This window comes from Enterococcus sp. DIV2385, assembly GCF_051711925.1.
In the GTDB taxonomy this organism is placed as follows: domain Bacteria; phylum Bacillota; class Bacilli; order Lactobacillales; family Enterococcaceae; genus Enterococcus; species Enterococcus faecalis.
Window position 1 is genome coordinate 1,908,405 of the sequence record NZ_JBIONV010000001.1, and the last position, 19,353, is coordinate 1,927,757.

Consider the following 19,353-nt stretch of genomic DNA (forward strand, 5'->3'; position numbering starts at 1 on the left):
GATAAACCAGTGCAACTGTTTACTGAGAACAGTCGCCACTGTTAGTGAACAAATCTTTCCTTATGTAAGACAAGTTTTATTTTAGCATATTCACTCATAAATAACCATTGGACTTGACCACTTCGCCTAGATATTTTGTGTTTTTTTAGAAAACTCTATAAATGAGAGGAATTGATTACTACGACCAGTATTTTTTTAAAGACCTTCAACAATAGTAGCTAACTTTAGACCATAAACTTTTCCGACAGTTTGTCGTATTTTATCAACACGCTGATTGACATGTGCTACCATGAAAGTATTAATAGTAATTTTAGGGGGAATGAATCAATGTATGGAGAATTACATGGTAAAGTGGCCGTTGTCACTGGTGCAGCTACGGGTTTAGGATTATTTATTACTCTGCGTTATATCTTAGAGGGCATGAATGTTGTTGCTGACTATGTCGGTGAGCTGCCTAAAGAATTTGAAGATGTCCAAGCCAAGCACGCAGACCGCGTAAAATTCGTGAAGGCTGATGTCTCTAATGAAGAAGATATTAAAGCGTTATCTGAAACCGCTTTAAAAGAGTTTGGTCATGTTGACATTTGGGTAAATAACGCCGGTGTGGAGGCTTCTTTTCCGACAATTGATATGCCATTAAAAGAATGGCAACGTGTCATTGATGTCAATTTAAACGGTGTCTTTTTGGGTTCTAGAGAGGCACTCCGAATATTTAGAGATCAAAAAATCAAAGGGTCAATCATTAATATGTCCTCCGTTCACCAAAGAATTCCTTGGCCAACGTTCGCCCACTATGCGGCAAGTAAAGGCGCAACCGAAATGTTCACGAAAACAATCGCTTTGGAATATGCGGAATATGGTATTCGTGCCAACTGTATTGCACCTGGAGCGATTAACACACCTATTAATGCTGAAAAATTTTCCGATCCCGAACAGTTAAAACAAACAACAAGCATGGTTCCTATGGGCATTATTGGTAAACCCAATCAAGTAGCTGCTGCGGCCGCTTGGTTAGCTTCTGATGAATCCTCATACGTAACTGGAACAACACTCTTTGTAGATGGCGGGATGTCTCTATACCCTTCGTTCCAACACGGAGCTGGTTAAAAAGTAGTCTGCAACAAAATTCTCTATGAATTTTTGTTGCAGACTTTGTACTATCACACACAAAATCTATTCAGGAGGCTTATCATGAAACTAGTCAAAAATGTTCTTTTAATTTTAATTGGTTTAGTTATTATCGGGATTGGCGCATCCACTTTAAGAGTGGCAGGTTTAGGAGTTGATCCTTTCACTGCTATGAATATCGGACTTTCTTCGATGTTTGGTATGCAATTAGGCATTTTTCAAATTATTGTCAATGCGTTTATTCTATTCTATGTCTATTTAAAAAACAAAAAAGCCATTGGTCTAGGAACTATTTTAAATATGCTTTTAGTAGGAATTTTGATTCAACAGATTTCTACTTGGCTTCAACCTTACGCCAATAGTTTAGGAGGCTCAACAATTGGCAAACTACTTTCTTTATTCTTCGGAGTCCTGATTTTTACATTTGGCTGCGCCTTATACATGGCTACAGATCAAGGCGAATCCCCTTATGATGCGATTGCGCCAACCATCTGTCAACAAATCAACAAACCTTACGCTTCTGTTCGAAAAGCACAAGATTTGTTGGTCCTATTAATTGGCTTTATTTCTGGTGGTCCAATTGGGATTGGTACAATTATTTGTGCATTTGGTGCTGGCCCACTTATTAGTTTCTGGAACAAGTTACTTCAACCTTTGGTGAAATGATTTTTTAACTAAAATATAAGAAAAAGCGATGACTCCATAGAGATTTTCTTCTCGAGTCATCGCTTTTTTATTTGTGCTTCTTTGAAGAAGCATGATTAGTGTGTTTCTTGTTTGGCTTTCCGTTGTTGTTTTGGTTGATTATTTGTTGGTAGAGTAAAAACTAGCCGACAGAGCCTTCCATCTCATAACTAATCAACCGATTCAACTCAACCGCATATTCCATCGGTAATTCTTTCGTAAATGGTTCAACAAAGCCCATAACAATCATTTCTGTCGCTTCGGCTTCAGACAAGCCGCGACTCATTAGATAATATAATTGTTCTTCAGAAATTTTTGAAACTTTGGCTTCGTGTTCTAAGGACACTTGGCTGTTATGGATTTCATTAAACGGAATCGTATCTGATTTTGATTTTTCGTCCATGATAATCGTATCGCATTCGATGTGGGAAATCGAGCCTGCGCTGTCTTTTCCAAAAGTCACTTGGCCACGGTAGTTAACTTCGCCGCCGTCTTTAGCAATTGATTTTGAAACAATTGAGCTAGAGGTATTCGGCGCATTGTGAATCATTTTGGCCCCAGTATCTTGGATTTGGTTAGCGCCAGCAAAGGCAATCGATAACATCGTGCCACGGGCACCTTTGCCATCTAAGTAAACGCTTGGGTATTTCATGGTTGTTTTAGCTCCTAAGTTCCCATCAATCCATTCGACAGTGGCACCTTCGTAAGCTTTAGCACGTTTGGTTACTAAGTTGTAGACGTTATCTGACCAGTTTTGAATAGTGGTATAACGACAATAAGCATCTTTTCTAGTGAAAATTTCTACGATGGCCGCATGCAAGCTGTTACTTGAATACGTGGGTGCCGTACAACCTTCAACATAGTGAACGCTGGCCCCTTCATCGACAATAATCAAGGTCCGTTCAAATTGGCCGGTATTTTCAGCGTTGATTCGGAAATATGTTTGTAATGGTACATCAACTCGAACGCCTTTTGGTACATAAATAAAGGTTCCACCTGACCAAACAGCTGAGTTTAAAGCGGCCAGTTTATTATCTGTTGGCGGCACAAGTTTTGAAAAATACTCTTTGAATAAGTCAGGATATTCTTTTAAAGCAGAGTCAGTATCTGTAAAAATGATGCCTAATTTTTCAAATTCTTCTTTCATGTTGTGGTAAACAACTTCTGATTCATATTGAGCAGAAGCCCCAGCTAGATAAGCACGCTCAGCTTCGGGAATCCCAATTTTTTCAAAGGTTTCTTTGATTTTATCAGGTACATCATCCCAATCGCGTGCAGGTTTGTCACTCGGTTTTTGGTAATATTTAATTTTACTAAAGTCAATATCTGACAGGTCTGGACCCCATTCTTGCATGGGCATTTTATTGAATTGTTCTAACGATTTTAAACGGAAGTCAAGCATCCATTCTGGTTCGCCTTTCACGCGAGAAATTTCGCGAACGACGTCTTCTGTTAGGCCGTCTCCAGTACTAAAGACTGGTTCCACATCGTCGTGAAAGCCAAATTTATATTCTTCTAATTCAGGTACTGTACTCAATTCGTCGTCACCCTTTCTTTATTTTTCACAATGTAAATGACCAGCTTCGCCTTGGCCGTTATTAGCAACAGCCTGCTCTAAGGCTTTCCAAGCCAGGGTTGCACATTTGATCCGAGCTGGAAATTTAGCTACGCCGCTTAACATTGCTGCATCGCCTAATTTTTCATCTTCGGCCACTTCATTTCCTTGAACAAGTTGAGAGAAATCCTCTGCTAAGGCCGTTGCTTCGGCGATTGTTTTTCCTAAGACCGCATCAGTCATCATACTAGCACTTGCGGTACTGATGGAACAGCCACTTCCTTGAAAGGCGATATCTTTAATCACACCGTCTTCAATGGCCACATCCAGTTCAATCACATCTCCACAAGTAGGATTATTCAGTTCAATTGTTTGGCTAGACGCATCTAGCGTTCCGTGGTGATGTGGGTGGCTAGAATGGTCCAAAATGACTTGGCGATATAAGTTATCTAATTTAGAAAGTGCCATGCTGGAAAAACTCCTTTGTCGCTTTAATCGCTTCAACTAAGCGATCTGCGTCTTCTTTGGTATTGTATAAATAAAAACTTGCCCGTGCGGTTGCTGGCACGCTCAAATAGTTTAATAACGGTTGCGCGCAATGGTGACCCGCTCTGACAGCGACCCCTTCCATATCTAACGCCGTAGCCACATCATGTGGATGTAAACCTTCAATATTAAAAGCAATCACACCTGTGTGGTCTTTTGGATTCTGTGGACCATAAATCGTCAAGCCCTCGATAGCTTGCAACTTCGGCAAAACATAGTGAACAAGGGCTGCTTCATGTTGATGAATGGCCTCCAAACCAATTTCTGTTAAATAATCAATGGCGGCACCTAAGGCAATTGCCCCAGCAATATTAGGTGTGCCAGCTTCAAATTTCCATGGAAGCTCTTTCCAAGTACTTTCTTGAAGATGAACAAAGTCAATCATTTCGCCACCAAATTCCACAGGTTCCATTTGTTCCAATAAATGACGTTTGCCATAAAGGACACCAATTCCAGTTGGTCCACACATTTTGTGACCACTAAATGCATAAAAATCAGCATCGATGGCTTGAACGTCCACAGGCATATGAGGAACTGCTTGCGCGCCGTCTACCACCATCACAGCGCCATTTTGATGAGCTAATTGTGTTAATTCTTCGATTGGATTAATGACCCCTAACACATTTGAAACATGAGCAATCGAAACAATTTTCGTTTTTTCTGTAATTTGTTGACGTGCACTTGCCATGTCTAAAAAGCCGTCTTCAGTGACGTCTATATACTTCAAAATGGCTCCTGTACGTTGGGCTAATTGTTGCCAGGGAATAATGTTTGAATGATGTTCCATGTAAGATATGACGATTTCATCCCCGGCTGTAACTGCCAAGTCACCATAACTTTTGGCAATCCAATTCAAACTGGTTGTTGTTCCTCGTGTAAATAAAACTTCCGCTGTTTCTTTGGCATGGATAAATTGGCGAACCTTTTCGCGGGAGGCTTCATAGTCCTTCGTTGCTCGTTCGGCTAACGTGTGCACCCCACGGTGAACATTGGCATTATCGGTTTCATAATAATGTCGTAAAACATCTAACACCGCCGTTGGTTTTTGGGTTGTCGCAGCATTGTCTAAATAAACTAGCGGTTCATCATTAACTTCTTGAAATAAAATAGGAAACGATTGACGAATGGTTGCTGCATCCATCATGCGTTTAACTTCCCTTCGATTACTTCTACAAATTCATTTTGTACTTCTTTAACTGGAATTGCTGTAATGACAGAACCTAGGAAGCCACGAATCACCAAACGTTCCGCTTCTTCTTTACGCAAGCCGCGGCTCATTAAATAATACATTTCTTCTGGATCTACTCGACCAACGCTGGCTGCGTGTCCGGCAGTCACTTCATTTTCATCAATTAAAAGAATTGGATTGGCATCACCACGAGCTTTATCAGACAACATTAAAACACGACTTTCTTGCTGTGCGTCGGCTCCTTTTGCTCCTTTTAAAATGTGGCCAATTCCATTAAACGTTAAAGTACCACGTTCACGAATGACTCCATGTTGTAAAATATGACCAATTGAATGTGGCGCTTTGTTTGTCACTCGTGTGTCGATGCCTTGTGTTTGTTTACCTGCACTAATTGCAACGACTTTAACTTCTGAATGAGCGCCTTCGCCAACTAAATCAGAATCAAAATCAGCCACAACATCGCCATCATTCATGACGCCTAGAGCCCAATCAACAGAGGCATCCCGCATAATATAGCCACGACGATTCATATAAGTCGTTACAGTTTGCCCTAATTGATCCACGGCTGAGTATTTAACTTTTGCGCCATCTTTCGCAATCACTTCCACAACGATATTTCCAGAAGCTTTCTCTGCGTGATGACCAGTTGATTGAAAACGTTCTAAATAACTGAATTCACTATGATTATCTGCAACGATTAAAACATGTTTAAAGAAAGGTTGGTTGCTATCTGAATCCTGAATAAACAAAGATTCAATGGGCTCTTCAATCACTACGTTTTTAGGAACGTATAAGAAAACGCCACTATTCATGAAAGCTGCATGAGCTGCTGTCAGCTTATCTTCTTCTGGTAATACGGCTTTAGTCATATAGTATTCTTTAACTAATTCTGGGTGCTCTTGTAAAGCAGTAAAAATGTCTGTAAAAATTACCCCTTGTTCCGCTAATGAGGCTGGCAATTGCTCAAAAGCATGAAAAGATCCTTGTTGAACAATTAAAGGATTGTCTTTCATTTGATCAAAACTTGCGACATTTCCTTCAGAAGGCACATAACTTTCCATGTGAACATTTAATAAAGGCCAACGATGAAATTTCACACGATCAATATGTGGTAACTCACTTTCGTCAGCGTTTCTTAAAGCCGTTGTTCGCAATTCAGTCATCCAAGCTGGTTCTTCATGTTCTAGTGAAAAAGCGGTGACTTCGTCAAGATAATCCATTAGATTTACTTTTTTCATTTATCTTGTCCTCCTTACGCTTCTTCTTTGTAATCAATACCTAATTCTTGGCTGATACCAGCATAGCCTTCTGTTTCTAAACGTTTTGCCAAATCAGCCCCACCGGTTTTCACAACGCGGCCTTCCATCATGATATGAACAACATCTGGCGTGATATAGTTCAATAAGCGTTGATAATGGGTAATAATTAACGCACCAAAGTTCTCGCCGCGCATTTCATTAACCCCTTTAGAAACTACTTTTAACGCATCGATATCTAAGCCTGAATCAATTTCATCTAAAATGGCAAACGTAGGCTCTAACATCAATAATTGTAAAATTTCATTTCGTTTTTTCTCGCCGCCAGAAAAACCTTCGTTTAAGTAACGCTCAGCCATTTCTTCAGGCATATTTAATAATTCCATTTTGCTATCTAATTTTTTTAAGAACTGCATGACTGACATTTTGTTGTCTTCGTCACGTTTTGCATTGATTGCTGCACGCATGAATTCAGCATTGGTAATCCCTGGAATTTCACTTGGGTATTGCATTGCTAAGAATAAGCCTAAGCGAGCGCGTTCGTCTACCTCTAAATCTAAAACGTTGACGCCGTCAAATAGAATTTCTCCTTCTGTGACTTCGTAGTTAGGATTTCCCATAATTGCTGCTGATAAAGTAGATTTACCAGTCCCATTAGGTCCCATAATTGCATGGATTTCTCCAGTATTAATTGTTAAATCGACCCCTTTTAGAATCTTTTTATCTTCAATTGATACGTGTAAATTTTTGATTTCTAACACAGACATGTACAATTCCCTCCAACTTGTTTTAATCGTTTTTCCGTTCTCACTCATTTTAGCCTAATTGAGAATGAATCGCAAATTACAATTGCTAAAAATAACAACTCTTATCATCAAATTTTAGGATTCAATTTGTGAAGGAAAATTTTAAAAGGCTGATATTTCAAAGTTTCTCTATATTTTTAAGTGATCCTCTCTACACAAAGAAAAAAATTCTGGTAGAATAAAAAAATTTATTAAAGAAAGCGTTTTCTTAAATAATTACTTTAGAATGACTTTCGCAAAGAGAGCGTTGAGATACGCCTTCATCATCTATACAAAAAAATCCAGAGCATTTGCTTCTCTGGATTCAATAATTTTTATTAGTGATTGGTTTTATACTTCTAAAAGTTCTTGTTCTTTTTCAGCAGTAATCGCATCGATATTTTTGATGCTATCATCTGTTAATTTTTGAACATCTTTTTCAAATGAACGTAATTCATCTTCGGTGATGTCGCCATTTTTTTGAGCTTTTTTCAACTCATCCATTGCATCACGACGAACGTTACGGACAGCAACTTTTGAGTTTTCCGCTTCTTTTTTCACGTCTTTGGCTAATTCTTTCCGACGTTCTTCCGTTAATTGTGGAATCACTAAACGGATGACATTTCCATCATTGGTTGGGCTAATGCCGATATCACTCATTTGAATAGCTTTTTCAATGTCAGCGATAGAATTTTTGTCAAACGGTGTAATCATTAATACACGTGCTTCTGGGATATTGATACTTGCTAATTGGTTAACTGGTGTTGGTGCACCATAATATTCTACTTGAATACGGTCTAATAGACTTGCGTTCGCACGACCAGCACGAATCTGACCTAATTCACGGCGTAAGCTTTCTTCCGCTTTTGTCATTTTTTCTTTGGCTGTTGCTAAAACTTCTTTAGACATTCTTTATTTCCCCCTTACAGTTGTTCCGATATTTTCACCAAGGATGGCACGACGGATATTTCCTGCTTCATTTAGGTTAAAGACAACTAAAGGAATATCGTTATCCATACTTAATGAGCTTGCTGTTGAATCCATTACTTGTAGCCCTTTAGAAATAACATCTAAATGTGTTAGTTCTTCAAATTTTGTCGCTGTTTCATCCACACGTGGATCCGCAGAATAAACACCATCAACATTGTTCTTCGCCATTAAGATGACGTCCGCATCTACTTCTGCAGCTCGTAACGCAGCCGTTGTATCTGTCGAGAAGTAAGGATTTCCTGTTCCTCCGGCAAAAATAACAACGCGGCCTTTTTCTAAATGACGTTCTGCACGACGACGAATGTATGGTTCTGCAATTTGACGCATTTCAATTGATGTTTGAACACGTGTAGGCACACCAAGATTTTCTAATGTATCTTGCAATGCTAAGGCATTCATCACAGTAGCTAACATGCCCATATAATCAGCTTGTGCACGTTCCATGCCCATTTGAGCACCAATTTGTCCACGCCAAATGTTTCCGCCGCCAACCACGATGGCCATTTCGATACCTAATTCATGGACCTCTTTAATTTCTTGGACGATTTCTTTAATGACTGGTGGTTTAATGCCAAAACCGTCTTCTCCGGCTAGCGCTTCTCCACTTAACTTTAATACGACACGTTGATACTTAGGTTTAACCATCATAATTCCCTCCAAGATTCTCTAAAAATCATTCAATTCCTCATTTAGATGACTTTTCACCAAAATGATTTTTTAGACCAAGCAGTGCGATCCACTGGTTTTGCCTAAAAAAAGGGAGCGCATATCAAAGTTATGCGTTCCCAAATGGCTGAAAGACTGCCTTGAATCAAGCAGTAATCAATTTATGCAGCTTCCTTTGGGGATCGCTGTCTGTTTAGATACTTATGATTCACGGCTTTTCAACCGAGCGTTTGATGCTCTTAGTTTTTCATTTGGCTCATTACTTCATCCGCAAAGTTATCTTCACGTTTTTCGATACCTTCGCCAACTTCAAAACGTACGAATGATTTTACTTCGCCGCCTTTAGAAGCAACAAATTTTTCGACAGTCATATCTGGATCTTTAACAAATGGTTGGTCAACCAAAGCGATTTCTGCTTTGAATTTTTGTAGACGACCAACAACCATTTTTTCAACGATATTTGCTGGTTTACCTTCGTTTAATGCTTGTTCAGTTAACACAGCTTTTTCGTGTTCTAATTCTTCTTGAGGAATTTGAGATTCGTTGACATAGCGAGGGTTGATTGCCGCGATGTGCATAGCAACATCTTTCGCTACTTCTTCGTCAGTTGTGCCATCGATAACTGTTAATACAGCAATACGGCCACCCATGTGTAAGTAAGCGCCAAATGCAGCATTGTCAGCTTTTTCGACAACTTCAAAACGACGGAAGCTGATTTTTTCACCGATAACAGTTGTTGCTTCGATTAAATCAGATTCGATTGTGCCTTTTTCAGTTTTAATAGCCATTGCTTCTTCCATCGTAGCTGGTTTGTTTTCAGCAACTTTAGTCGCAATATCTTTAACTAAATCTTGGAACATTTCGTTTTTAGAAACGAAGTCAGTTTCTGAGTTTACTTCAACGATTGCTGCAACGTTACCTACAGTTGCTACGTTTGCTAAACCTTCAGCCGCAATGCGGTCATTTTTCTTCGCTGCTTTAGCCATACCATTTTCACGTAAAAAGTCTACGGCTTTTTCCATGTCGCCTTCTACTTTTACTAATGCTTTTTTAGCGTCCATCATTCCAACGCCAGTCATATCGCGTAATTCTTTTACCATTTTAGCTGTAACGTCTGCCATTATTTGTGTCCTCCTCGGATATTATCAATTCTTTTTAAAAAAGCTATCTCAAAGGAGAATCAGGCTTTTTGTCGCCTAGCCTTTGAGACAGCTCCGTAATCATTATTATTCAGCTGATTCGTTATTTCCTTCAACAACATCAACGATTTCTTCGATTGAAGTTGCTTCTGGTGTTTCTTCAACGAATAACTCTTCAGTTGCTTGGTCTTCCCCTTGGTTACCTTCGATGAAAGCGTCAGCCATTTTAGCAGTGATTAATTTCACAGCGCGGATTGCATCATCATTTGAAGGGATTACAACATCGATCTCATCAGGATCACAGTTTGTATCAACCATTGCAACGATTGGAATGTTTAATTTGTGTGCTTCTTGAACAGCAATGCGTTCTTTACGTGGGTCAACGATGTACATTACATCTGGAATTCTTGGCATATCAGCGATACCACCTAAGAATTTTTCTAAACGTTCACGTTCTTTGTTTAAGCCAGCAACTTCTTTCTTAGGTAAAACTTCGAAAGTGCCGTCTTCTTCCATTGCATTGATTTTTTTCAAGCGAGCAATACGTTTTTGGATTGTATCCCAGTTAGTTAACGTACCACCTAACCAACGATGGTTTACATAGTATTGACCAGCGCGGATTGCTTCATCTTTGATTGCTTCTTGTGCTTGTTTTTTAGTTCCTACGAATAAAGCAACGCCGCCTTCTTCTGCAACGTTTTTCATGTAATCGTAAGCTGCATCTACTAATTTCACTGTTTTTTGTAAGTCAATGATGTAGATACCGTTTCTTTCTGTGAAGATATATTTCTTCATTTTTGGGTTCCAGCGACGAGTTTGGTGACCAAAGTGTACGCCAGCTTCTAGTAATTGTTTCATAGAAATTACTGCCATGTTGTGTTTCCTCCAGTTTGGTTTTTATTTTCCTCTTCTTTTCGTCAACTCCTTGAAGAACTACCGTAGTAGCACCACTTCGCAGATGGAAAAGAATGTGGATTTCGTGTGTGAAAATCACACCTTTAACAGTATAAGATATTTTCAGAAAAATAGCAAGCCTTAAAACTAGAAATGTCGCTCCTACTGCACTTGCCAAACAAGATGACATTCTTCGTTTCCCGTTTCATCGATGGTTCGCTTTTGTTGGACAAAGCCTTGTTTTTGATAAAAGGCATAAGCTGATTGATTTTCCCTGTAAACAGCCAAAGATAAGATGTCCTGTTCTTCTTTTGCTGCTTGCAGTAATTTCTGACCGATGCCCTTCCCTTGAAACGCTTTTTTTATAAAAATTCCTGCGATATAGTTATCCATTAAGCCTAAAAACCCAATTATCTGACCCTCTTCTTCCGCTAAGATCAGTGTTGCTTTTGGTAACGCAGCACGGACAAATGCCTTATTTTCTTGCCAATAAGTTGGTGCGACAAATGGATGAGCTTCTAGATTCGTTTGCAGCCAAATAGCCATAATGGTTTCTAATTCTTTTTCTGTTAACTGGGTTGTCTTTTTGATAGTCAGCATTTTTTGACACTCGTTTCTGTTATTGATCATTTTCAAAATAAAACATTAACACGCCCGCTGCGATAGCGACATTCAATGATTCTGCTTGACCTTTCATTGGAATATAAAGATTTTTCGTGGTTTCTGCTAACAATTCTGGCGAAACCCCGCTACCTTCATTGCCTAAAATCAACGCATAATTTTCCACTGCCTCTTGTTCATAATAAGCAATCGCAGCTTCATTTAGTTCTGTACCGAAAACTGGTAGACCTTGCTTCTTGAATGCCTGAACCACTTCGGTCAATTCTCGTTGGAGAACCGGCAAATGATAGTGACTTCCCTGCATTGAGCGCAACACTTTTGTATTGTAAATATCTGCTGTGCCCTTACCTAAAATCACACCTGCTAAACCTGCTGCATCAGCTGTGCGAATCATCGTACCAACATTACCAGGGTCTTGGATATTATCTAAAAGTAACCAACCACCTTTAAAAGAAAGCGACTGCTCTTGTTGCGTTTCCAAGGTGACAATTGCCAAAATCCCTTGTGAAGTTGGCAGCTCCGACAAGCTATTTAAAACCTCATCACTTACAAAAATTAATTTTTCTGTTTCTTGTTCAGCTAACCAAGTTCCCCATTCTTGTTGACCTCTTTGGTTAAACAAAATCCACTGAACATCAGCGTTGGCCTTCACGGCTTCTTCAACTAAATGAAATCCTTCTATTATATATTGGTTCAGTTCTTCTCGGTACTTCTTTTTGTGTAATTTTTTCCATTCTTTTAATTGGTTATTTTTCGTTGATGTAATTTCTTTCATAAGTCACCTCGCCTTTGTATTATAGCATGCTTCTAGCTTGCTTGGATACTTGCTAGAACCAAGAAAAATCGCTATCATAAAGAAAAAAGCAAAGGAAGTGTCTCTCATGGAAAAACTAAGAATGAATGTACAAGGACGTGTCCAAGGTGTTGGCTTCCGCTACATGACAAAAATGGTGGCAGATCAATTAGGTGTCACTGGTTCGGTGAAGAACGAAGACGACGGGTCCGTTTCAATCACAGCAATTGCACCTGAAGACATAATGGAAACATTTATCAAAAAAATCAAAGATTCCCCCAGTCCAGCGGGACGTGTAACGTATGTTGATATTCAAGAAGACCCTTTGTTAGAAGAAACGGAACAATTTAAAGTGATTCAATAAACTTACTTTCTAACGATTGATTTCTTTGGGAAGAAGCCTTGAACAGCAAGTAGTTCCTGCTTTTTATTGATTTTTGTAAGAGCTTCTTTTCGATTTTGATTGAAAAAGAGCGCTGTTTCAAGTATAGTTAACCATGTAAAAATTTTTTAGAAAAGGACCGAATTACATGCGTAAATTAAACCGATGGCTTTACGGCTCTGGCTTACTATTTTTAGTAATGTTTTTATCAGGCTGTGTGAAAACAGGAGCAGATGGACAACCAACTGGTGAAGGTTTTGTCTATAACTTCCTTGTTTTACCGATGAGTAATGCAATTACTTATCTTGTCGATAACTTTAATTGGAACTATGGTTGGGCGATTATTTTTATCACCATTATTGTACGGATCATTATTTTACCGTTAGGCTTACATCAATCGAAAAAAAGCTTTATCCAAACGGAAAAAATGCAAGCAATCAAACCCCAAGTGGATGTTGCACAAGCAAAAATGAAACAAGCAAGTACGCGTGAAGAGCAAATGGCCGCACAAGCAGAACTACAAAAGATTTATAAAGAAAACAATGTGAGTATGGTTGGCGGAATTGGTTGTTTGCCTTTATTAATTCAAATGCCTATTTTCTCTTCTCTGTTCTTTGCTGCTCGTTATACAAAAGGTATTGCCACGGCAAGCTTCTTAGGAATGAATTTAGGGCAACCAAATATGATTTTAGTGGCATTAGCTGGTTTAGCCTATTTAGCTCAAGGCTATATTTCAATGATTGGTATTCCTGAAGAACAAAAGAAAACAATGAAATCAATGCTGATTGTTTCACCATTAATGATTGTTTTCATGTCCTTTAGCTCACCTGCAGGCGTAGCGCTTTACTGGGTAGTTGGTGGTATTTTCACATGTATTCAATCTGCCATCACAAATATCCTCTTACGTCCAAGAATTAAAAAACAAGTACAAGAAGAATTGAAAAATAACCCACCAAAACAAGTGGTTACTCCTATTAAGGATGTGACACCAAAAGAAACAAACAAAGCAACGCAAAAAACGAACCAACCAAAAGCAAACGGCAATAAAGGTCGCAATGCTGGAAAACAAAAACGTAAATAAAAAAAGGATCGCCTCTAAACGGCGAGCCTTTTTTTACTTCAATTCTTTCCCAGTTATCTCTTCAATAGTTCGAATAGACTTTGGACCAAAGCCATGCAACGAAAGTAACGCTTTTCGGCCTCGTGCATAGAGTTCATCCACACTGTCGATTTTTTCATTCGTTAGCGCACGAACAGCTGGCTTTGATAATTGTGTTAAAATTTGTTCAAATGTTGTTTCTAGCATGCTGTCGGTTCCTCCTTAGCGGTCGAAAAGCAGCGCTTTTTATTTTACAATTAATAAATCTAAGCTAGCAATTGATAACGCCATTTTAGCAATTTGCATTAATTGTTTTAATCGGTTTTGTTTGACTTTTTCATCCTCAACCATAACCATCGTTTCATTGAAGTACGCATCAATTAACGGACGTAGATTTACTAATGCTTCATAGTTTTCTGCAATCGTGCGTGTCGCAAATGCTTCAGATAAATCGTTAACTGCTTGATACAGTTCTTTTTCTGCCTTATTTTCAAACAGACTTGGATCAATCCCTTCTTCAGTATCACCTAAAAGTTCTTGACCTTTTTTCGCTAAATTAATAACACGCGTTAAGGCTTCCATGGATGGTTTAAAATCTTGATCTTCAAAACGGCTTTTTAAAATATTCGCTGAAGCAAATAATTTCGATAAATCGGCTTGCTCAGCAGACACCACTGCATCGATAATGTCATGGCGAACATTTTTCGTCATTAGTAATTGACGTAAGCGAGCTTTCACAAATTCAACGACTTCTGCTTGTCCTTCGTTTAGTAAAACACCATATTTTTCAACATCTTGATTCACTGCTTCATCAACTTCTGTTTGTAATTGGACTAATGGGAAGGTCCAGCCTTTATCTTCAATAATTCGGATAACGCCATAGGTTTGACGACGAAGTGCATAAGGATCGTTAGAACCTGTTGGAATCATACCAACTGAGAAGAATGAAAAGACGCTGTCAAGCTTATCGGCTAAGGCTAAAACAGCCCCGATTGCTGTTTCTGGCAATTCACCTTCACTGGAAGTTGGTAGATAATGTTCTCGAATCGCCGTTGCTACGGCTGGTTTTTCGCCTTGTAATAAGGCATATTTTTCTCCCATAATTCCTTGTAATTCTGGGAATTCACCAACCATATTTGTTACTAAGTCAAATTTATAAATTTCAGAGGCACGTTTTAAATCTTCCAATTCATCCTCAGATAAGCCAACTTTTCGACCAATGATTTGTGCAATTAAAGCAACCCGTTGCATTTTTTCATAAATTGAGCCAATCTTTTCATGGAAAGTCACATTTTTTAGTTTTTCAACACATGCTTCAATCGTTAATTTTTTATCTTCATTGTAAAAGAATTCTGCATCTTCTAAACGAGCAATTAACACTTTTTCATTTCCTTTAATCACGTTTTCAAGGTGAACATTATCCCCATTGCGAACAGCGATAAAATGCGGCATTAATAAGCCTTGGTCGTTACGAACTTCAAAGTAACGTTGGTGTTCTTTCATAGAAGTCACTAATACTTCATCTGGAACAGATAAATATTTTTCATCAAAACTGCCTACAAATGCAGTTGGATATTCCACTAAATTCGTAACTTCTTCCAATAATTCTTCATCTAAAGCTAACTGCCAATTTTTTTCAGCAGCGAGTGCGTTCGCTTGATCAACAATCATTTGTTTCCGTTCATTCGGTTGAACCACTACAAATTGTTCTTTTAATTTTGTTTCATATTCATTAGCGTGTTGGAACGTCACATCGTCTCCCAAGAAACGGTGGCCACGAGAAGTTTGCCCTGTCGTCACGTCTAACACTTTAAAAGGAATTACTTCATCATCAAGTAGTGCCACAATCCAGTGAATTGGACGAATATATTCGAAATCATAGTTTGCCCAGTGCATTGTTACCGGGAAAGTTAGACTTGTAATCACGTCATTTAATTTTGTTAATACCTCTTTGGCACTTTGGCCTTTGGTAAACTTCGTCACATAGACATATTCGACACCATTTAATTCTTTGAAAACAATGTCCTCAGTTGTAACTCCTTGGCCGCGTACAAAACCTTGTGCAGCTTTTGACCAATTTCCTTCAGCATCTAAAGCAATTTTTTTCGCTGGACCTTTTACTTCTTCTTCAACATCCGCTTGTTTTTCAGGAATCGCAGTTACTTTCACGGCTAAACGACGAGGTGTGGCAAAGGATTGCACTGTTTCATAGTCTAAATGATGTTCATCTAAAAATTTGATTACTTTTTCTTCAAGTTGGATACGGCTTGGTGTGACAACATGTGCGGGCATTTCTTCTAAGCCAATTTCTAATAATAAATCTTTTGCCATGTTATTCTGCCTCCTTGGATACACTTTGGTCTTTATTTAATAATGGGAACCCTAATTTTTCACGTTCAGCCACAAAAATTTTCGCTACGGAACGAGCCATATTCCGAATGCGGGCTAAATATCCTGCACGTTCCGTTACAGAGACAGCGCCGCGAGCATCTAATAAATTGAATGTATGGCTACATTTTAAAATATAATCATAGGCTGGGTGAACTAAGCTTTCTTCAATACAGCGTTTAGCTTCTTTTTCAAATTTGTCAAAGTTTTCTAAAAGCATTTCTTGGTTACTAATTTCAAAGGAATATTTTGAATGTTCATATTCAGGTTGCACAAAAATTTCACCATATTTAACGCCTTGTGTCCATTCTAGATCATAGACACTTTCGACTTCTTGGATATATGATGCTAAGCGTTCTAACCCGTAAGTAATTTCAGAAGTGACAGGATGACATTGTAAGCCGCCAACTTGTTGGAAATACGTAAATTGGGTAATTTCCATGCCATCTAACCAAACTTCCCAACCTAAACCAGCACAGCCCATTGAAGGATTTTCCCAGTTATCTTCTACAAAACGAATGTCATGTTCTAATGGATCAATTCCTAATAATTTCAAACTTTCTAGATAAAGTTCTTGGATATTTTCAGGAGAAGGCTTCATTACAACTTGGAATTGATGATGTTGGTACAGACGGTTCGGATTTTCGCCATAGCGTCCATCAGCTGGACGACGAGAAGGTTCTACGTAGGCAGCATTCCATGGTTCAGGTCCAATGGCACGTAAAAACGTGTAAGGACTCATGGTGCCGGCTCCCTTTTCTGTATCATAGGCTTGCATTAACATACAGCCATTAGATGACCAAAATTTTTGTAAGGTTAAAATCATTTCTTGTACGGTTAACTTGTTTTTCATTGTTTTCCTCCTTGGAATATTTTTTATAGACATAGGGATTGGCTTTGCTTCGGGAATGTAAATTTAAAAAGGGCTACAGAGAAACAATTTTGTAGAATGGGATAATTTTTATGCTGTTATAACGTTCCACATCTACTCCATGTTTTTGGCTAAACAGTTTGTTTTAGCACAGAGGAGACAACGTTCCCTTTGGTCACCTTGTACTGTTCATCATCTACTCCATGTTTTTGGCTAAGCAGTTTGTTTTAACATAGAGGAGACAACGTTCCCTTTGGTCACCTTGTACTGTTCCACATCTGCTCTGACACTTTGTGTCAGTCGCAGTGAGGAACATGCAAAAAGTCCCCATGCCTATTAATAGACATAGGGACGAATAATTATCGCGGTTCCACCCTACTTCCGATGTGTTCATCGGCAGCTTCGTTTGTCGTACTCCAAAGTGCCTTTCAAAAGTTCCGTGTTTCTGGCTCCCACTCTCCCAGATTCGCTTAACAGAGGGTTCTTTTTACTTCTCTTTTTCTTCGTACGTATTTAACTTCTCTATCATAATACGGTGTCTGAGGGAAGTTGTCAAATTTTTTTTTAGAAAAACGTCTGCTTGTTTATGTTTCTTTTTCTTCCTTCTTTCGTGGTGGAATTTTTAACGTATTTTCCCACGTTTTCATTTGATCAATAAATTTTTTGCTTTTTAAGTGCAACCCGACATATTCATCGTATAACATATCAATCGTTTCTCGAATACTTTTCTTAGTTTCTTCTTTTACTTGAATGTTTTGGACTTTTTCATAGGAGACTTGCGAAAATAAGCGAATAAAATGAATCGCTCTAGGATCTGCATGGTAGCGCTGTTCATCTAAATGCCAATGTTTTTCACAAAGCACACCGCTATACTTTGAAGAGTAGTCAAATTTCCCTTGTGTTTCGCCACAAGCCACACAATGATGCCATTCTGGTCGTACACCAAACCGTTCTAACAATTGAATTTCAAAAATATTTGTAATGATTTCCGGATCTTTTTGCTCATTTAAAGCGGATAATGCCATGTGGGTAAATTGAAATAAATTTGGGTCATAGTGCTGATCTTCAATTGCTGCATCGACTAAGTTTAAAATATATGTTCCGTATGCGTTAATAAATATGTCTTGTTGAATGTTTCGAAAAGGTTGAACTTCTTTGCTGCTATTGAGAAAAGATAAGCCTTCTTCTCTAAAATTTCCGATGTAGACGGCTTCTGTAAATGGCAGAATCGCTGGCAAAAGAGGATTATTTTTTCGATGCGCGCCTTTCACAAAAAACATCAATTTTCCATAGGATTCTGTAAAAATTTTGACGAGTTTATCCTTCTCTTTAAAATCCTTCGTAAATAAAATAATGCCTTTGGTCTCCCCTAATGCCATTCAATTCACTTCCATTTCTTATGTAAATTAGTGTAGTGTTTGGAAAGTTCGTTTATACACTCACTTCCCAAACACTACTTTCTTAATATTCTTCTTTGCGATAACCAAAATCTTGTAAATAGATTTTTTTGTCACGCCAGTCTTTTTGAACTTTTACCCACAGCTCCAAATACACTTTGTCATCTAATAAATATTCAATATCTTGACGCGCCTTGGTACCAATTTGTTTCAGCATTTTTCCGCCTTTGCCAATAATAATACCTTTTTGACTGTCCCGTTCCACAATAATGGTTGCTTGGACATGGACTTTATCGTTTTCATCCCGTTTCATTGAGTCCACAACGACAGCGACAGAATGAGGAATCTCATCTCTTGTTAAAAGTAACACCTTTTCACGAATTAATTCGGAAACGATAAAATATTCTGGATGATCCGTAATTTGGTCATCAGGGAAATATTGTGGTCCTTCTGGCATTTGCTCAACGAGAACATCCATTAAATGCTCAAAATTATTTCCTTCCGTGGCAGAAATGGGAATAATTTCTTTAAAGTCCATTTGTTTCGAATAGTCTTCAATAATACTCAATAAATCATCTGGATGGACTTTGTCAATTTTATTAATAATCAAGTAGACTGGACTATTATTATATTTCAATCGTTCAATAATAAAGTCGTCACCTTTCCCGCGTTTTTGATCAGCACTTACCATAAATAAAGTAGCATCTACTTCACGCATCGCATTGTAGGCACTTTCCACCATGAAATCGCCTAAGCGGTGTTTAGGTTTGTGAATCCCTGGAGTATCGATAAAAACAATTTGTGCTTCAGGAATTGTATAAATTCCTTGAATCTTATTACGAGTTGTTTGTGCTTTGTCACTCATAATTGCAATTTTTTGGCCGACAATTCGATTTAACAATGTTGATTTTCCAACATTTGGTCTGCCGACAATGGCTACGAAACCAGATTTATGTTCAGTTGTCATTGT

Annotated in this window: 20 protein-coding genes; 4 read left to right on the forward strand and 16 right to left on the reverse strand. The window is 38.4% G+C overall.

What is annotated here, in order from left to right:
- Positions 1-327 precede the first annotated feature (327 nt).
- Positions 328-1,107 (forward strand): SDR family oxidoreductase, encoded by a 780-nt coding sequence (locus IGM04_RS09185; RefSeq protein WP_086318064.1) that lies wholly within the window; start codon positions 328-330, stop codon positions 1,105-1,107.
- An 84-nt stretch (positions 1,108-1,191) separates the two neighbouring features.
- Positions 1,192-1,794 carry a YczE/YyaS/YitT family protein gene (locus tag IGM04_RS09190; RefSeq protein WP_086318063.1) on the forward strand — a complete coding sequence of 201 codons (603 nt, stop codon included), beginning with the start codon at positions 1,192-1,194 and terminating at the stop codon, positions 1,792-1,794.
- 160 nt (positions 1,795-1,954) lie between these two features.
- On the opposite strand, the gene sufB is transcribed toward IGM04_RS09190, so the two are convergent.
- From sufB to IGM04_RS09245, 11 genes are all read right to left on the reverse strand, one after another.
- Entirely contained in the window at positions 1,955-3,349 is a 1,395-nt protein-coding gene (gene sufB, locus IGM04_RS09195; RefSeq protein ID WP_002356769.1) for a Fe-S cluster assembly protein SufB, read from the reverse strand.
- Between the two features lie 18 nt (positions 3,350-3,367).
- A complete protein-coding gene (gene sufU / locus IGM04_RS09200; protein ID WP_002356768.1) occupies positions 3,368-3,835 on the reverse strand; it encodes a Fe-S cluster assembly sulfur transfer protein SufU in 468 nt (155 codons plus the stop codon).
- Positions 3,822-5,057: a cysteine desulfurase gene (locus tag IGM04_RS09205; protein WP_002372178.1), complete on the reverse strand. Its 1,236-nt coding sequence runs from the start codon at positions 5,055-5,057 to the stop codon at positions 3,822-3,824. Before IGM04_RS09205 ends, sufU begins: the two co-directional genes overlap by 14 nt.
- Positions 5,054-6,340: a Fe-S cluster assembly protein SufD gene (gene sufD, locus IGM04_RS09210; RefSeq protein ID WP_002364433.1), complete on the reverse strand. Its 1,287-nt coding sequence runs from the start codon at positions 6,338-6,340 to the stop codon at positions 5,054-5,056. The genes IGM04_RS09205 and sufD overlap by 4 nt, the downstream gene beginning before the upstream one ends.
- Positions 6,341-6,354: 14 nt before the next feature.
- The gene (gene sufC / locus IGM04_RS09215; protein ID WP_002356763.1) at positions 6,355-7,125 is read right to left on the reverse strand and encodes a Fe-S cluster assembly ATPase SufC; all 771 of its coding nucleotides are present in this window, start codon (positions 7,123-7,125) and stop codon (positions 6,355-6,357) included.
- 369 nt (positions 7,126-7,494) lie between these two features.
- Positions 7,495-8,052, reverse strand: coding sequence for a ribosome recycling factor (gene frr, locus IGM04_RS09220; RefSeq protein ID WP_002356762.1), 558 nt, complete (start codon positions 8,050-8,052; stop codon positions 7,495-7,497).
- Positions 8,053-8,055: 3 nt separating this feature from the next.
- A complete protein-coding gene (pyrH, locus tag IGM04_RS09225) occupies positions 8,056-8,778 on the reverse strand; it encodes a UMP kinase (RefSeq protein WP_002356761.1) in 723 nt (240 codons plus the stop codon).
- Positions 8,779-9,038: 260 nt separating this feature from the next.
- Positions 9,039-9,920: a translation elongation factor Ts gene (gene tsf / locus IGM04_RS09230; protein ID WP_002356760.1), complete on the reverse strand. Its 882-nt coding sequence runs from the start codon at positions 9,918-9,920 to the stop codon at positions 9,039-9,041.
- Between the two features lie 105 nt (positions 9,921-10,025).
- Entirely contained in the window at positions 10,026-10,811 is a 786-nt protein-coding gene (gene rpsB / locus IGM04_RS09235) for a 30S ribosomal protein S2 (RefSeq protein ID WP_002356759.1), read from the reverse strand.
- 183 nt (positions 10,812-10,994) lie between these two features.
- Positions 10,995-11,432 (reverse strand): GNAT family N-acetyltransferase, encoded by a 438-nt coding sequence (locus tag IGM04_RS09240; protein WP_086318061.1) that lies wholly within the window; start codon positions 11,430-11,432, stop codon positions 10,995-10,997.
- 19 nt (positions 11,433-11,451) lie between these two features.
- Complete coding sequence (locus IGM04_RS09245; protein ID WP_085443890.1) at positions 11,452-12,228, reverse strand: TrmH family RNA methyltransferase; 777 nt, start codon at positions 12,226-12,228, stop codon at positions 11,452-11,454.
- Between the two features lie 106 nt (positions 12,229-12,334).
- On the opposite strand from IGM04_RS09245, the gene IGM04_RS09250 reads away from it, so the two are divergent.
- Positions 12,335-12,610: an acylphosphatase gene (locus IGM04_RS09250; protein ID WP_002356756.1), complete on the forward strand. Its 276-nt coding sequence runs from the start codon at positions 12,335-12,337 to the stop codon at positions 12,608-12,610.
- A 166-nt stretch (positions 12,611-12,776) separates the two neighbouring features.
- Complete coding sequence (gene yidC / locus IGM04_RS09255) at positions 12,777-13,709, forward strand: membrane protein insertase YidC (protein ID WP_002384232.1); 933 nt, start codon at positions 12,777-12,779, stop codon at positions 13,707-13,709.
- A 33-nt stretch (positions 13,710-13,742) separates the two neighbouring features.
- Here yidC and IGM04_RS09260 read toward each other — a convergent pair whose 3' ends face one another.
- The 5 genes from IGM04_RS09260 to era form a co-directional block, all read right to left on the reverse strand.
- On the reverse strand, positions 13,743-13,934 hold the full coding sequence (locus IGM04_RS09260) for a DNA-directed RNA polymerase subunit alpha C-terminal domain-containing protein (protein ID WP_002384231.1): 192 nt from the start codon (positions 13,932-13,934) through the stop codon (positions 13,743-13,745).
- 39 nt (positions 13,935-13,973) lie between these two features.
- On the reverse strand, positions 13,974-16,058 hold the full coding sequence (gene glyS, locus IGM04_RS09265; RefSeq protein WP_002400840.1) for a glycine--tRNA ligase subunit beta: 2,085 nt from the start codon (positions 16,056-16,058) through the stop codon (positions 13,974-13,976).
- A gap of 1 nt (position 16,059) precedes the next feature.
- The gene (gene glyQ / locus IGM04_RS09270) at positions 16,060-16,968 is read right to left on the reverse strand and encodes a glycine--tRNA ligase subunit alpha (RefSeq protein WP_002379669.1); all 909 of its coding nucleotides are present in this window, start codon (positions 16,966-16,968) and stop codon (positions 16,060-16,062) included.
- A gap of 602 nt (positions 16,969-17,570) precedes the next feature.
- Positions 17,571-18,365, reverse strand: coding sequence for a DNA repair protein RecO (recO, locus tag IGM04_RS09275; protein ID WP_002374343.1), 795 nt, complete (start codon positions 18,363-18,365; stop codon positions 17,571-17,573).
- Positions 18,366-18,447: 82 nt separating this feature from the next.
- Entirely contained in the window at positions 18,448-19,350 is a 903-nt protein-coding gene (era, locus tag IGM04_RS09280) for a GTPase Era (protein ID WP_086318060.1), read from the reverse strand.
- Positions 19,351-19,353 lie beyond the last annotated feature (3 nt).

What these genes read in the sequence shown, in the direction of transcription:
- IGM04_RS09185 (WP_086318064.1), top strand. Translation starts at nt 328, where the DNA reads ATGTATGGAGAATTACATGGTAAAGTGGCCGTTGTCACTGGTGCAGCT.
- IGM04_RS09190 (WP_086318063.1), top strand. Translation starts at nt 1,192, where the DNA reads ATGAAACTAGTCAAAAATGTTCTTTTAATTTTAATTGGTTTAGTTATT.
- sufU (WP_002356768.1), bottom strand. Translation starts at nt 3,835, where the DNA reads ATGGCACTTTCTAAATTAGATAACTTATATCGCCAAGTCATTTTGGAC.
- IGM04_RS09205 (WP_002372178.1), bottom strand. Translation starts at nt 5,057, where the DNA reads ATGATGGATGCAGCAACCATTCGTCAATCGTTTCCTATTTTATTTCAA.
- sufD (WP_002364433.1), bottom strand. Translation starts at nt 6,340, where the DNA reads ATGAAAAAAGTAAATCTAATGGATTATCTTGACGAAGTCACCGCTTTT.
- sufC (WP_002356763.1), bottom strand. Translation starts at nt 7,125, where the DNA reads ATGTCTGTGTTAGAAATCAAAAATTTACACGTATCAATTGAAGATAAA.
- frr (WP_002356762.1), bottom strand. Translation starts at nt 8,052, where the DNA reads ATGTCTAAAGAAGTTTTAGCAACAGCCAAAGAAAAAATGACAAAAGCG.
- pyrH (WP_002356761.1), bottom strand. Translation starts at nt 8,778, where the DNA reads ATGGTTAAACCTAAGTATCAACGTGTCGTATTAAAGTTAAGTGGAGAA.
- tsf (WP_002356760.1), bottom strand. Translation starts at nt 9,920, where the DNA reads ATGGCAGACGTTACAGCTAAAATGGTAAAAGAATTACGCGATATGACT.
- rpsB (WP_002356759.1), bottom strand. Translation starts at nt 10,811, where the DNA reads ATGGCAGTAATTTCTATGAAACAATTACTAGAAGCTGGCGTACACTTT.
- IGM04_RS09240 (WP_086318061.1), bottom strand. Translation starts at nt 11,432, where the DNA reads ATGCTGACTATCAAAAAGACAACCCAGTTAACAGAAAAAGAATTAGAA.
- IGM04_RS09245 (WP_085443890.1), bottom strand. Translation starts at nt 12,228, where the DNA reads ATGAAAGAAATTACATCAACGAAAAATAACCAATTAAAAGAATGGAAA.
- IGM04_RS09250 (WP_002356756.1), top strand. Translation starts at nt 12,335, where the DNA reads ATGGAAAAACTAAGAATGAATGTACAAGGACGTGTCCAAGGTGTTGGC.
- yidC (WP_002384232.1), top strand. Translation starts at nt 12,777, where the DNA reads ATGCGTAAATTAAACCGATGGCTTTACGGCTCTGGCTTACTATTTTTA.
- IGM04_RS09260 (WP_002384231.1), bottom strand. Translation starts at nt 13,934, where the DNA reads ATGCTAGAAACAACATTTGAACAAATTTTAACACAATTATCAAAGCCA.
- glyS (WP_002400840.1), bottom strand. Translation starts at nt 16,058, where the DNA reads ATGGCAAAAGATTTATTATTAGAAATTGGCTTAGAAGAAATGCCCGCA.
- glyQ (WP_002379669.1), bottom strand. Translation starts at nt 16,968, where the DNA reads ATGAAAAACAAGTTAACCGTACAAGAAATGATTTTAACCTTACAAAAA.
- recO (WP_002374343.1), bottom strand. Translation starts at nt 18,365, where the DNA reads ATGGCATTAGGGGAGACCAAAGGCATTATTTTATTTACGAAGGATTTT.
- era (WP_086318060.1), bottom strand. Translation starts at nt 19,350, where the DNA reads ATGACAACTGAACATAAATCTGGTTTCGTAGCCATTGTCGGCAGACCA.